At 56.4% G+C, this 14,015-nt stretch carries 7 protein-coding genes; 6 read left to right on the top strand and 1 reads right to left on the bottom strand.

The annotated features are described in order from the left end of the window. Positions 1–2: 2 nt before the first annotated feature. The 6 genes from MUU51_RS02835 (at position 3) to recD (ending at position 12,484) form a co-directional block, all read left to right on the top strand. Complete coding sequence (locus tag MUU51_RS02835) at positions 3–392, top strand: DUF2509 family protein (protein WP_235033666.1); 390 nt, start codon at positions 3–5, stop codon at positions 390–392. Continuing rightward, the gene (locus MUU51_RS02830; RefSeq protein ID WP_159773772.1) at positions 377–697 is read left to right on the top strand and encodes a prepilin-type N-terminal cleavage/methylation domain-containing protein; all 321 of its coding nucleotides are present in this window, start codon (positions 377–379) and stop codon (positions 695–697) included. The genes MUU51_RS02835 and MUU51_RS02830 overlap by 16 nt, the downstream gene beginning before the upstream one ends. A gap of 29 nt (positions 698–726) precedes the next feature. Next, positions 727–4,095: an exodeoxyribonuclease V subunit gamma gene (gene recC, locus MUU51_RS02825; RefSeq protein WP_258967058.1), complete on the top strand. Its 3,369-nt coding sequence runs from the start codon at positions 727–729 to the stop codon at positions 4,093–4,095. 126 nt (positions 4,096–4,221) lie between these two features. Next, a complete protein-coding gene (gene ptrA / locus MUU51_RS02820; RefSeq protein ID WP_258967057.1) occupies positions 4,222–7,110 on the top strand; it encodes a pitrilysin in 2,889 nt (962 codons plus the stop codon). Beyond that, complete coding sequence (recB, locus tag MUU51_RS02815) at positions 7,107–10,646, top strand: exodeoxyribonuclease V subunit beta (RefSeq protein WP_258967056.1); 3,540 nt, start codon at positions 7,107–7,109, stop codon at positions 10,644–10,646. Before ptrA ends, recB begins: the two co-directional genes overlap by 4 nt. Further along, positions 10,646–12,484, top strand: a complete 1,839-nt coding sequence (gene recD, locus MUU51_RS02810; RefSeq protein WP_159773764.1) for an exodeoxyribonuclease V subunit alpha — start codon at positions 10,646–10,648, stop codon at positions 12,482–12,484. Before recB ends, recD begins: the two co-directional genes overlap by 1 nt. 54 nt (positions 12,485–12,538) lie before the next feature. Here recD and argA read toward each other — a convergent pair whose 3' ends face one another. Then, entirely contained in the window at positions 12,539–13,870 is a 1,332-nt protein-coding gene (argA, locus tag MUU51_RS02805; RefSeq protein ID WP_258967055.1) for an amino-acid N-acetyltransferase, read from the bottom strand. Positions 13,871–14,015: the final 145 nt, after the last annotated feature.

Raw genomic sequence — 14,015 nt, 5'->3', positions numbered from 1 at the left:
GGATGTCGTCACTCATGCTGGTGTTACTGATGCTCATCCTCGGCAGCCTGATGCTGCAAGGTATCAGCATTCAGCATCAGGCCCGTTTGTCGCAGGCAAGTCTGGAAAAACAGGCAATTCAGGACAGCATGGAAGCGGAGTCATTGCTTGAGTGGGGGCGCGTGTTTGCCTGGCCGCTGTCGCCGGTCTTGCAATGCCAGACCCTGCCTGGTTTCGCCGGGCGAGTGTGCTTACGGTTTTTCGCTGATGGTACCGCGTTGTTGATTGCCCGTTGCAGGGAGCAAATCCGGTGGCAAACGGCTTCAGTTAACGACAATTCCCTGCACGTTGACCGCAACGGCTGGAGTGATTTTTGTCCGCGCAAAGAGGCCTCACAATGCCAGAATCCTTGAATCGACAGCAGGGTTTTAGCCTGCCCGAAGTGCTGTTGAGTGTGGTGTTGATGATGATGGTGGTTACGGCGCTATCAGGTTTACACAGCCAGCTTGCTGTCGGTGGTGCGCAGTTGAGTTTGTATCAACAACTTTGGCGCGAAGGATGGAACCACAGCCAGTTCCATACCGCCGCGATGCCCGAAGGCTGGCAGCTTAACCGTGTGCAGACAAGCCGCCAAAGATGTGTCAGCATCACGGTAACGATCACCACCCCCGTGGGGAGGCAGGGACAAATGTCTCGCCTTCATTGTCCACAAAGTTAATGGCTTAACCGCGAGCGTCAGGAGCGAATATGTTACGGGTCTACCACTCCAACCGTCTGGATGTGCTGGAAGCATTGATGGAGTTTATTGTTGAGCAGGACCGGCTTAACGACCCCTTCGAACCTGAAATGGTGCTGGTGCAAAGTACCGGTATGGCCCAATGGCTGCAGATGACACTGTCAAAGCGTTTCGGCATCGCGGCTAACATTGATTTTCCGCTTCCCGCCAGCTTTATCTGGGACATGTTTGTTCGCGTATTGCCGGAAATCCCCGAGCAAAGTGCCTTTAATAAACAAAGCATGAGCTGGAAGTTGATGACACTGCTGCCCGGAATGCTTGAGCAGGAAGCGTTCACGCCGTTGCGCCAGTATCTGTCAGACGATAGCGACAAACGTAAGCTGTTCCAGCTGGCTTCTCGCGTAGCCGATCTCTATGACCAGTATCTGGTTTACCGCCCGGAATGGTTAACTCGCTGGGAAGCCGACGAGCGCATTGACGGCATTGATGAGGCGCAGCTTTGGCAGGCACCATTGTGGAAAGCGCTGGTGGAACACACCGCCGCGTTGGGGCAGCCTCTCTGGCATCGTGCCAACCTGTATCAACGCTTCATTACCGCGCTGGAAAACAGCGAACAGCCTCCGACGGGTTTACCGTCCCGGGTGTTTATCTGCGGGATTTCAGCCCTGCCGCCGGTCTATCTGCAGGCACTTCAGGCTCTGGGCAAGCATGTTGACGTTTATGTGCTGTTCACCAACCCCTGTCGTTATTACTGGGGAGACATTAAAGATCCGGCGTTTCTGGCGAAGCTTCTGGCTCGTCAGCGTCGGCATCACCGTGAACAGCGCGAGCTGCCCTTATTCCGCGACAGCCAACAGGCTCCTGCGTTGTTTAATGCCGATGGCGAACAGGATATCGGTAACCCGATGCTGGCCTCATGGGGCAAGCTTGGCCGGGATTACATCTACCTGCTGGCGGGGCTCGAACGCTATCAGGAACTGGATGCCTTCGTCGATATTGAGCCGGATAACCTGTTGCACAATCTGCAATATGACATTCTGGAGTTACAGAACAGCGCGGTCGCCGGGCGTACTGCGGAAGAATTTGCTCGCAGTGACAGCAAACGCACGCTGGATCCAGACGATCGCAGCCTGAGCATTCACGTCTGTCACAGCCCGCAGCGCGAAGTGGAAGTGCTGCACGATCGCCTACTGGCGATGCTGGAAGAAAATAAAGAGTTGTCCCCGCGCGACATCATCGTGATGGTCTCTGACATTGACAGCTACAGCCCGTTTATTCAGGCCGTGTTCGGCAGCGCCAGTGGCGATCGTTATGTGCCGTGGGCCATCTCTGACCGTCGGGCGCGCCAATCCCATCCGGCACTACAGGCGTTTATTACACTACTCTCGCTGCCAGACAGCCGATTCGTCAGTGAAGATATTCTCGCCCTGCTGGATGTGCCTGTCCTGGCGGCTCGCTTTAATATCGATGAAGAGGGGTTGCGTTACCTGAGACTGTGGGTAAACGAGTCTGGCGTTCGCTGGGGCATGGACGACGATAACGTTCGTGAATGGGATTTGCCTCCGACGGGCCAGCACACCTGGCGCTTTGGCCTGACGCGCATGCTGCTCGGCTACGCCATGGAAAGCAGTCAGGGCGAGTGGCAGGCAATTTTGCCGTACGATGAGTCCAGTGGATTAATCGCCGAACTGGTTGGCCATCTGGCGTCGTTGCTGATGAAACTGAACCAGTGGCGCCTGCGCCTGACGCAAGAGCGGGCGCTCTCCGACTGGCTGCCTGTCTGCCGTGAAATGCTCAATGACTTCTTCCTGCCGGATCCGGATACCGAAGCGGCGCTGGCGCTAATTGAACAGCAGTGGCAGGGCATTATCGAGCAGGGACTGGAATCCCACTACGGTGAAACTGTGCCGCTGTCGCTGCTACGTGACGAGCTGGCGCAGCGCCTCGATCAGGAGCGTATCAGCCAGCGTTTCCTCGCAGGCCCGGTGAACATCTGTACCCTGATGCCAATGCGTTCTATTCCCTTCAAGGTGGTTTGCCTGCTGGGCATGAACGACGGCATTTATCCACGCGCACTTGCGCCACTGGGCTTTGATTTGATGAGTCAGAAACCGGTACGGGGCGATCGTAGTCGCCGGGATGATGACCGCTATCTGTTCCTGGAAGCGCTGATGTCCGCCGAGCAAAAGCTGTATATCAGCTATATAGGCCGGTCTATTCAGGATAACAGTGAGCGCTATCCGTCAGTGCTGGTGCAGGAGCTGGTCGATTACATCGGACAGAGCCACTGCCTGCAGGGCGACGAAATGCTCAACTGTGATGAAAGTGAGCAGCGGGTGAAAACGCATATTCTCCATCAGCACAGTCGAATGCCGTTTGATGCCGTCAACTTCATGCCGGGCGAGAAGCAAAGCTACGCCCGCGAATGGCTAAAAGCGGCGAGCCTGGAAGGTGAAGCGCACAGCGAATTTATCCAGCCTTTACCGCCAGTGCCTATCGAGACGCTGCCTTTCGAACAGCTGCAGCGTTTCTGGCTGCACCCTGTCAGGGCTTTTTTCCAGATGCGCCTACAGGTGAATTTCCGCATTGAAGAGAACGAAATTCCTGAAACGGAGCCGTTCACTCTCGAAGGTCTGTCACGTTATCAGCTGAATCAGCAACTGGTAAATACGCTAGTGGAAGAGCAGGACGCCAGCCTGATGTTCCGTCGTTTTCGTGCCGGGGGCGAGCTGCCATACGGCGCGTTTGGCGAAATTGCCTGGGATGACCAACGTCAGGAGATGCAGGCCCTGGCCGACCGGGTAAGCGTCCAGCGAAAACCCGGGAAAAGTCTGGAAATTGACCTGCAATGTGACGAGGTCAATATCACTGGCTGGCTGCCGCAGGTACAGTCAGACGGCCTGCTGCGCTGGCGTCCGTCTTTGCAGAACGTCTCACAGGGGATGCAACTTTGGCTGGAGCATCTTGTCTACTGCGCCAGTGGCGGAGACGGTGAAAGCCGCCTTTTACTGCGTAAAGAAGGTGAGTGGCGCTTTCCACCGCTGGCCGCGCAGGAGGCAATGAAATATTTATCTGAGCTGGTGGCGGGTTATCGTGAAGGTCTGTCTCAGCCACTGCTGTTCCTCCCTGAAAGTGGGGGGGCATGGTTGAAAGCCTGTTATGACAGCGAAAATAATGTCATTTTATGGGATGAAGAAATACAACAGAAAGCGCGCAGTAAGTTCATGCAAGCCTGGGAAGGCAATATGGTGATTCGCGGTGAAGGGGCCGATGTCTGGTACCAGCGCCTGTGGCGAACCCTTGAACCTGAAAGTGTTGAAGCGATTATCACGCAGGCAGAACGTTACCTGCAGCCTGTTTTTCGTTTCCATCAGTCATAGTCGCTGTATAAAAATTGCGCAGGTATCGGGATTCCATTATCATGCGCAACTTGTCACGGACTGATGTTTACAAGTGAGGCTGCCATTCAGAGCAGCACAGAAGTTTGTTAATGATGAGGTCCGTGAATGCCCCGCAGCACTTGGTTGAATGTCGTATTTATCGTTTTGTTCGCCCTTTGGGCACCCATGAGTCAGGCCGACAATGGATGGCAACCGATAAAGGAAACCATCCGCAAAAGTGAGAAAGACCCCCGCCAGTATCAGGCGATTAAGCTTGATAACGGGATGGTTGTGCTATTGGTTTCCGACCCGCAGGCGGTGAAGTCGCTGTCTGCGCTGGTGGTGCCAATTGGCTCGCTGGAGGATCCGGATTCCCATCCGGGGCTGGCTCATTTCCTCGAACATATGACGCTGATGGGATCCAAAAAATACCCGCAGCCGGATAGCCTCGCTGAATATCTCAAAATGCACGGCGGCAGCCACAATGCCAGCACGGCACCTTATCGCACTGCGTTTTATCTCGAAGTAGAAAACGATGCGCTGGAAGGTGCGGTTGATCGCCTGGCAGATGCCATTGCCGAACCGCTTCTTGATAAGAAATACGCCGACAGAGAACGCAACGCTGTTAACTCAGAGCTGACCATGGCCCGCAGCCGTGACGGTATGCGTATGGCACAGGTGAGTGCCGAAACCATTAACCCGGCGCACCCGGGAGCCCGCTTCTCCGGTGGTAACCTTGAAACGCTGAGCGACAAACCGGGCAGCCCCGTGCTCGATGCGCTGCTGTCGTTCCGCGATAAATACTACTCCGCCAACCTGATGAAAGCGGTTATCTACAGCAATAAGCCGTTGCCAGAACTGGAAAAAATGGCCGCAGAAACCTGGGGCCGCGTACCAAACAAAAACATCACCCGTCCGGAGATTACCGTTCCGGTGGTGACCGATGCGCAGAAAGGCATCATCATTCACTACACGCCAGCGGTGCCTCGTAAAGTGCTGCGCGTTGAGTTTCGTATTGATAACAATACCACCCAGTTCCGCAGTAAAACCGATGAGCTCATCACCTATCTGATGGGGAATCGTAGCCCGGGAACGCTGTCCGACTGGCTGCAAAAGCAGGGGCTGGCAGAGGGCATTCGCGCCGATTCTGATCCGGTGGTCAATGGTAACAGCGGCGTGCTGGCAATTTCAGTTACCCTGACCGATAAAGGCCTGGCCCATCGCGATCAGGTTGTCGCCGCCATTTTCAGTTACCTCAATCTGCTGCGTGAGAAAGGCGTGGATAAGCATTATTTTGATGAACTGGCCCACGTGCTGGATCTCGATTTCCGCTATCCGTCGATCAATCGCGATATGGATTATGTCGAATGGCTGGCTGACACTATGATCCGCGTGCCGGTCGAGCACACGCTTGATGCGGTGAATATTGCTGACCAGTACGACGCAAAAGCTATCCAGGATCGTCTGACGATGATGACGCCGCAAAACGCGCGCATCTGGTATATCAGCCCGAACGAGCCGCACAACAAAACCGCCTACTTTGTCGATGCGCCGTATCAGGTCGATAAAATTAGCATGCAGACCTTCAGCAAATGGCAGCAGGAATCCGCCAAAATCGCGTTGCAGTTACCGACGCTCAACCCGTATATCCCGGACGACTTCACGCTGATTAAGCCTGAGAAAGTCGCCGATAAGCCACAGCTGATTGTCGATGAGCCGCAGCTGCGGGTGGTGTACACCCCGAGCCGCTATTTTGCCAGCGAGCCGAAAGCCGACGTGACCCTGGTGCTGCGTAACCCGAACGCCATGGAAACCGCCCGTAATCAGGTTATTTTCGCGCTGAATGATTATCTGGCTGGTATCGAGCTTGACCAGCTCAGTAACCAGGCCGCAGTGGGCGGAATTAGCTTCTCGACTGGTGCCAATAATGGCCTGATGGTCAACGCCAACGGTTATACCCAGCGTTTACCGCAGCTGTTTGATGCCCTGTTACAGGGCTATTTCAGCTATCAGCCAACCGAGGAACAGCTGGAACAGGCTAAGTCCTGGTACGCGCAGATGCTGGATTCCGCCGAGAAAGGCAAAGCCTTCGATCAGGCGATAATGCCGGTGCAGATGCTGTCTCAGGTGCCTTACTTCCAGCGCGAAGAGCGCCGTAGTTTACTGCCGTCGATCACGCTGAAGGACGTTCTGAGCTGGCGTGATGCGCTGAAAGCAGGCGCACGCCCTGAGTTTCTTATCGTCGGTAACATGACGGCCGATAAATCTGTTTCGCTTGCCCGCGAGGCGCAAAAACAGCTCAACGCACACGGCGCTGAGTGGTGTCGTAACAAAGATATCGTGGTAGAGAAACAGCAGAACGCCATCTTTGAAAAAGCGGGTAGTACCAGTGATTCCGCGCTTGCTGCGGTGTTCGCGCCACCAAAAGCTGATGAGTTCAGCAGCTCTGCCGCCAGTGCTATGCTGGGGCAAATTATCCAGCCATGGTTCTACAACCAACTGCGGACGGAAGAGCAGTTAGGCTACGCGGTGTTTGCTTTCCCGATGAACATCGGCCGTCAATGGGGCGTCGGTTTCCTGTTGCAGAGCAGCGACAAACAGCCTGGCTTCCTGTGGGAGCGTTTCAAAGCCTTCTTCCCGACTGCCGAAGTGAAGCTGCGAGCCATGAAGCCAGAAGAGTTTGCGCAAATCCAGCAGTCGGTGATTGCCCAAATGCAGCAGCCGCCGCAAACATTGGGTGAAGAGGCTTCAAAGCTCAGCAAAGATTTTGATCGCGGCAATATGAGTTTTGATTCACGTGATAAAGTAGTGGCTCAGATAAAACTGCTGACGCCGCAAAAACTTGCTGACTTCTTCCATCAGACGGTGGTGGAACCGCAGGGCATGGCGCTTCTTTCTCAGGTCTCCGGTAGCCAGAACGGGAAAACAGAATTTGTTCACCCGAAAGGCTGGAAGGTCTGGAAGAGCGTTAGCGCGTTGCAGCAATCCATGCCGTTGATGAGAGAGAACGAATGACCGAGACCGCCGAGTCCCTAAATCCCCTGCGCTTGCCGTTAATCGGTGAGCGCCTGATTGAAGCCTCAGCGGGCACCGGAAAAACCTACACCATTGCCGCACTCTATCTGCGGCTGTTGCTTGGACTGGGCGGCGAAGCCGCTTTTGTCCGCGCGGTCGATGTCGAAGAGTTGCTGGTGGTGACCTTCACCGAAGCCGCCACCGAAGAACTGCGTGGCCGTATTCGCAGCAACATCCACGAACTGCGCATTGCTTGTCTGCGTAACCACACCGATAACCCGCTTTATGCCAGCCTGCTAGCCGAAATTGCTGACACTCAACAGGCGGCAGATGTGCTGTTGCTGGCCGAACGGCAGATGGATGAAGCGGCGGTGTTTACCATTCACGGTTTCTGTCAGCGAATGTTGAGCCTCAACGCGTTTGAGTCGGGCATGCTGTTCGAACAGCAACTGATTGAAGATGAGTCTCGCTTGCGCTTCCAGGCCTGTGCCGATTTCTGGCGGCGCCACTGTTACCCGCTTCCGCGTGAGGTGGCCGAGGCCATTCATGCCAGCTGGAAAGGGCCGCAGGATCTGCTGAAATCCATCGATCGCTATCTTCAGGGCGAAGCCCCGCAGCTCAAAACCCCGCCATCGGATGAAACGCTTATTGCCCGCCATCAGCAGATTGTGGCGCAGCTGAGTGCCCTGAAAGCGCAATGGCAGGCGGCGGTCGGGGAAGTCGCCGATATTATCGAAAGCTCCGATATCAACAGAAGCAAGTTCAACCGCGGTAATCAGGGTAAATGGATAGAGAAGATTAGCGCGTGGGCCGAGACGGAAAATACCGGCTATCAGCTACCCGATTCGCTGGAAAAATTTGCTCAATCGTTCCTGATTTCACGCACTAAAGCGGGCGGAAACCCGCCGCTGCATCCGCTGTTCGACACCATCGAAACGCTGCTGGCGGCACCGCCGTCGCTCAATGATTTGGTCATCTCCCGGGCGATGGTTGAAATACGTGAAGCCGTGGCGCGGGAGAAACAGCGTCGAGGTGAGCTGGGCTTTGACGACATGCTGAGCCGTCTGGACGATGCGTTGCAGGGTGAAAGCGGTGACGCGTTGGCGGCCGCTATTCGTCAGCGTTTCCCGGTGGCGATGATCGATGAATTCCAGGATACCGATCCGCAGCAGTACCGCATTTTTCGTCGGATCTGGCGGCAGCAACCCGATACTGCGCTGCTGCTGATTGGCGATCCTAAACAGGCTATTTACGCGTTTCGCGGCGCGGATATTTTTACCTATATGCGCGCGCGCGGCGATGTGGCTGCCCATTATACCCTCGACACCAACTGGCGTTCGGCTCCGGGCGTGGTAGAAAGCGTCAACCGTCTTTTTGGCCTGACTGATAATCCTTTCATGTTCCGCGATATACCCTTTTTACCGGTGAAGCCAGCGCCCAAAAATCAGGGGCTGCGCTTTGAGATGAATGGGGAAGACCAGCCCGCAATGAGCTTCTGGTTGATGCCCGGCAACAACGTCAGCGCCGGGGATTATCAGGCGTTCATGGCGCAGATGTGCGCCGGGCAAATTCGTGACTGGCTGAGCGCCGGTCAGCGTGGTGATGCGCTGCTGTGGCGCGGCGAAACGTCGCGTCCGGTTCAGGCTTCAGACATTACCGTCCTGGTGCGTAACCGACAGGAAGCGGCGCTGGTGCGTGATGCGCTGAATGCGCTGGGCATTCCGTCGGTATATTTATCTAACCGCGACAGCGTGTTTGAAACGCCGGAAGCCCAGGAACTGTTGTGGCTATTGCAGGCAGTGCTGGCCCCGGAAAGGGAAAGCAGCCTGCGCACCGCGCTCGCCAGCTCGCTGTTTGGTCTGAATGCACAGGACATCGAGCGCCTGAATTTAGATGAGCTTGCCTGGGATGCGCTGGTGGAAGAGTTCAGTGAGTATCGCCTGCTCTGGCAAAAGCGGGGCGTGATGGCAATGCTGCGTGCGCTGATGGCGGCGCGTAATATCGCGGAAAATTTACTGGTGACGCATGGCGGTGAACGCCGTCTGACCGATATTCTGCACCTGAGTGAACTGTTGCAGGAAGCCGCCGGGCAACTCGAAAGTGAACATGCACTGATGCGCTGGTTGGGACAGCAGATTGGCGGCCCGGACAGCGGATCGTCGAGCCAGCAAATGCGCCTTGAAAGCGACAAACACCTGGTGCAAATCGTCACGGTGCATAAATCGAAAGGGCTGGAGTATTCGCTGGTCTGGCTGCCGTTTATCGCCCGCTATCGTAAACAGGATCAGGCGTTTTACCACGACCGGACTTCCTTTGCGGCGGTGCTCGATTTGCACAAGGGCGAGGAAAGCCTGGAACTCGCCGAGGCCGAGCGTTTGGCAGAGGATTTACGCCTGCTGTACGTGGCGCTGACGCGTGCGATTTGGCATTGTAGTTTAGGCATTGCGCCGCTCAGCCCGCGTCGCAGCGATAAAGCCACCGACACTGAATTGCACCAAAGTGCGCTGGGCCGCCTGGTTCAAAAAGGCGAAGCCAAAGACGCTGCGGGCCTTGAAAACTGTCTGCGTGAACTCTGTAACGAACACATTGCCCTGCATATCCCGACGCTCCCGGAAGGGGGACGCTGGCAGGCGATTGCGCCTGAAATGCCGGAGCTGCGCGCCAGAGAGATGCAGCGACGCATCATCGACGACTGGCGGGTCACCAGCTATTCCGGGCTTCAACAGCGAGGGCACAGCGTGGCGCAGGATCTGCTGCCGCGTCTGGACATCGACGCCGCGGGCGTGGCTGACGTTTCTGGCGAGCCGGTACTGACGCCACATCACTTCCCGCGCGGAGCATCGCCGGGCACCTTCCTGCATAGCCTGTTTGAAGAAATCGATTTTACGCAGCCGGTCGATGAACCGTGGATGCAGGAACAGCTTGAGCGCAATGGCTTTGAGGCCAAATGGGCGCCGGTATTAACGCAGTGGCTGACCACTGTGCTGCAAACGCCGCTCTCCGGCGCGGGCATTTCTCTGAACCAGCTCACGGCCAAAAATAAGCAGGTCGAGATGGAATTCTATCTGCCGATTGAACAACTGCTACAGCCGCAGGAGCTGGATGCGTTAATCCGTCAGCATGACCCGCTTTCCGCGGGCTGCCCGCCGCTCGACTTCCGACAGGTGAGTGGCATGCTGAAAGGTTTTATCGACCTGGTGTTCCGTCATGATGGACGTTATTACCTGCTTGACTACAAATCCAACTGGCTCGGCGAAAACAGCGAGGCTTACACCCAGGCCGCAATGGCGCAGGCGATGCAGTCGCATCGCTACGACCTGCAATATCAGCTTTACAGCCTCGCGCTGCACCGTTATCTGCGCCACCGGCTGTCGGATTATGATTTTGATGCTCACTTCGGCGGCGTGATTTATCTGTTCCTGCGCGGCGTGGACGGCGGCGACGGCGGGCAGGGGATCTTTACGACCCGGCCCGATCGCGCGCTGATCGACGTTCTGGATGCGCTGTTTGCGGGTGATGCACAGGAGGTGATGTGATGACCATGGAAGCCTGGTTGATGGAAGCGGCCCAGCAAAAACTACTGCGCCATTTGGACGTACAGTTTGCGCTGATGGTGGCTGAGCACGACACGGCGGGCGTGATGCTGGCGGCGGCGTTGCTCAGTCGTGATGCCGGAGACGGTCACGTATGCCTGCCGCTTTCGCGTTTCCATGCTGATGAACAGACCACCGGGCGAGCACAGGCGCTCTGGCAGCAGTTATTTGCCCTGGCCGGTCCCGTGAATGACATTGAAGCACAGCTGCTGGCCTCTCCGGCCGTAAGCGATGGTACGCAAGCGACGCCGTTGGTGCTGTGCGGCGACCGTTTGTATCTCAATCGCCTGTGGCGCAATGAACTCACGATTGCCCGCTTTTTCAGCCAGAGCGAACTGGAAGCGTCCGGAGATGATGCGCTGCTGACCACCACGCTCGCGGCGCTGTTTCCCCCAACGGATGAGGTCGACTGGCAGAAAGTCGCTGCGGCTGTGGCGCTGACCCGCCGGATCTCGGTGATCTCTGGCGGCCCCGGCACCGGGAAAACCACCACCGTGGCGAAACTGCTGGCGGCTCTGATCCAGACAAATACCCAGCCGAAATGCCGTATCCGCCTGGCCGCGCCAACCGGTAAAGCCGCCGCGCGCCTGACGGAATCGTTGGGTTCTGCCCTGCGTCAGCTGTCGTTAACCGATGAGCAGAAAAAACTACTGCCTGCGGAAGCGGGCACGCTGCATCGTCTGTTAGGCGCGCAGCCGGGCAGCCAGCGGCTGCGCTATCACGAGGGTAACCCGCTGCATCTGGACGTGCTGGTGGTGGATGAAGCGTCGATGATTGACCTGCCAATGATGGCGCGGCTGATTGCGGCCCTCCCGGCGCACGCCCGGGTGATTTTTCTTGGCGACCGTGACCAGCTGGCGTCGGTGGAAGCGGGCGCGGTGCTGGGTGATATCTGTGCCTGGGTGAACGCCGGTTATACGCCGACGCGCGCGCAGGAGCTGAGTCGACTGACCGGTACCCCTGTACCCGCAGGCGAAGGCTCTGAGGCGGGTGCGTTGCGTGACAGCCTGTGTCTGTTGCAAAAAAGCTACCGTTTCGGCAGTGATTCCGGCATTGGCCAACTGGCGCGCGCGGTGAACAACGGCGATGCGAAAGCGATGAAGCAGGTCTTTGCACAAGACTTTTCTGATATCGCCTTAAAACCGCTGCGCACCACGGCGGAGTACGAATCCATGCTGGAAGAGGCCGTAACAGGTTATGCAGATTACCTGGCGCTGCTGAAAGCGCGCGCGGAGCCAGCTGATATCCTGGCTGCCTTTTCGCAGTATCAAGTGCTCTGTGCGCTCCGTGAAGGGCCATATGGCGTGAGCGGAGTGAATGAACAGCTCGAACAAACGCTGGCCCGTAAACGGCGTATCCTTCCGTCGCGGCACTCTCGGTGGTATGAGGGGCGTCCGGTGATGATTGCCCGCAACGACAGCGCGCTGGGGCTGTTCAATGGGGATTTAGGCATTGCGCTCGACCGGGGAACCGGGCTACGCGTGTGGTTCCCGATGCCGGATGGCAGCATTAAATCCGTGCAGCCGAGCCGTTTGCCGGAGCACGACACCGCGTGGGCCATGACGGTGCATAAATCACAGGGCTCGGAATTCAATCATGCGGCGCTGATTTTACCGTCGCAAAGCGTGCCGCTGGTGACGCGAGAGCTGGTATATACGGCGATCACGCGTGCCAAACAGCAGCTCTCACTGTACGCCGACCCGGCACTGCTGGCGCAGGCAATCACCGTCAGAACCGAACGACGTAGCGGGCTGGCAGCGCTATTCGCGCAGTTGGGATAAGCAGAATAATGCCGGGCAAGACGTAACGCTGCCCGGCGATTTTTAGAAGGGTAATCAGGAGAGATCGGCCATCAGTACTTTCGATTTTCGCTGATAGTTGTACATCTCTTTTTTACTTTCCGGCAGTAAATCCACTTCCACAGGCATAAACCCGCGTTCCTGGAACCAGTGAATGCTGCGAGTCGTCAGCACAAACAGTTTGCTGAGGCCCATCTGTCGGGCCTGTGCAGCAATGCGCTCCAGCAGCACTTCGCCGCGCGATGAGCTGCGATAATCCGGATGTACCGCCACGCAGGCCATTTCGCCAATGCGTTCTTCCGGGAACGGATATAGCGCAGCGCAGGCGATGGTGGTGTTATCGCGCTGAATCACGGTGAACTTGTCGATTTCCATTTCCAGCTGCTCGCGAGAGCGGCGCACCAGAATCCCCTGTTGTTCCAGTGGCTCGATAAGTTCGAGGATCCCACCGATGTCATTGATGGTGGCGCGGCGAATTTGCTCGGCGCTTTCCATCACAATCTGGGTGCCGATCCCGTCGCGCGAGAACAGTTCCTGTAGCAGTGCGCCGTTTTCCTGGTAACTGAGGAGATGACAACGACGCACGCCGCTGCGGCAGGCTTTCACTGCGCCACGCAGGAAACGTACGGTGCCAGAGTAATACTCGCCGTCGTTTTCCAGCGTTTCGACACGCGCCTGTGCTTCATTAGGGAACAGCTCGGAAATTATCTCACCCTGGGAATTCAGCACGCCCTGCGAAGAGCAGAAGCCAATCATCTTTTCCGCTTTGAGCTTAATGGCTAGTTGGGTGGCAATCTCTTCTGAGGTCAGATTGAAGCTTTCGCCGGTCACGGAGACGGCCACTGGCCCCATCAGCACAATGGCGCCGCTGTCGAGTTGACGGTGAATCGCTTCTTCGTCTATGCGACGAATGCGGCCGCTGTGGCAGTAATCAATGCCGTCATCGACGCCCAGCGGCTGCGCGATAATGAAGTTTCCGCTCACTACATTGATGTGTGCGCCCTGCAAAGGCGTGTTATTGAGGCTCATCGACAGCCGGGCAGTTATATCGAGTTGTAACATTCCGGCGGCCTGTTTCACCATGTCGAGCGTTTTGGCGTCAGTCACGCGGGTATTTTTATGATAAATAGGCTCGTGATGATGCTCCGCCAGATTGGCGTCAATCTGTGGACGCGCGCCATACACCAGCACCAGGCGAATGCCCAGACTGTGAAGAAGGCCTATGTCATTGACGATGCTTGAGAAATTCTCATGCTCAATGGCTTCTCCGCCGAGCATAATGACAAACGTCTTGCCGCGGTGGGCGTTAATGTAGGGAACAGAATGACGAAATCCCTCAACCAGTTCGGTTTTACGTTCCTTCACCACAGTACAACCTCGATGCATGATTATTCGTAATTAGTGTATTTTTATTCTGTTTTGCATCTCAGTGCAAGCATCAATTTCACCGAATGTCCTCAACAAGTCAGTTAGAAATTAGAACGAATCAGGATTGTTTACCCTTTTATAGATG

Origin of the sequence: Scandinavium manionii, from assembly GCF_024764775.1 — a bacterium.
Taxonomy (GTDB): Bacteria; Pseudomonadota; Gammaproteobacteria; order Enterobacterales; family Enterobacteriaceae; genus Scandinavium; species Scandinavium manionii.
Note: the sequence above shows the minus strand (reverse complement) of the source record. Positions and strands in the feature narration are given on the sequence as shown.

Bases quoted from the DNA above. Each gene is read 5' to 3' on its own strand.
- MUU51_RS02835 (WP_235033666.1), top strand. From the start codon at position 3: ATGTCGTCACTCATGCTGGTGTTACTGATGCTCATCCTCGGCAGCCTG.
- MUU51_RS02830 (WP_159773772.1), top strand. From the start codon at position 377: ATGCCAGAATCCTTGAATCGACAGCAGGGTTTTAGCCTGCCCGAAGTG.
- recC (WP_258967058.1), top strand. From the start codon at position 727: ATGTTACGGGTCTACCACTCCAACCGTCTGGATGTGCTGGAAGCATTG.
- ptrA (WP_258967057.1), top strand. From the start codon at position 4,222: ATGCCCCGCAGCACTTGGTTGAATGTCGTATTTATCGTTTTGTTCGCC.
- recB (WP_258967056.1), top strand. From the start codon at position 7,107: ATGACCGAGACCGCCGAGTCCCTAAATCCCCTGCGCTTGCCGTTAATC.
- recD (WP_159773764.1), top strand. From the start codon at position 10,646: ATGACCATGGAAGCCTGGTTGATGGAAGCGGCCCAGCAAAAACTACTG.